This is a genomic window from Microbacterium sp. H6 (assembly GCF_003314775.1).
Taxonomy (GTDB): Bacteria; Actinomycetota; Actinomycetes; order Actinomycetales; family Microbacteriaceae; genus Microbacterium; species Microbacterium oxydans.
In genome coordinates this window covers 1-249 of the sequence record NZ_QOAY01000097.1, presented here as the reverse complement: position 1 = coordinate 249, position 249 = coordinate 1, and the positions used below count along the sequence as shown (strand labels likewise).

General features: G+C 75.1%; 1 pseudogene. It reads left to right on the top strand.

The features are described 5' to 3' along the window. Nucleotides 1-249: pseudogene (locus tag DSP71_RS22640) on the top strand (hypothetical protein); the annotation flags it as partial.

The window sequence follows — 249 nt, the reverse complement described above, 5'->3', positions numbered from 1 at the left end:
GCCCCGCCCCCCGCCGACACCGCCGACACCGCGACAGGCGGATCGGTGCTGACGGCCGAGCAGACGTCGCCTGGAGCGGATGCTCCGGGGACGGTCGTAGACCCGGAGCCCGTCGTTCCACCGGAGGCCGTGAGCGCCCCGGAACCGGCCACCCCCGCGCTGACGAAGCCGCCGTTCATCCCTCGCGACCGCACGGTCCCGGATCCTTCCGGCGAACTCACCGCGTCGGAGACAGCCGCGCCCCAGTGG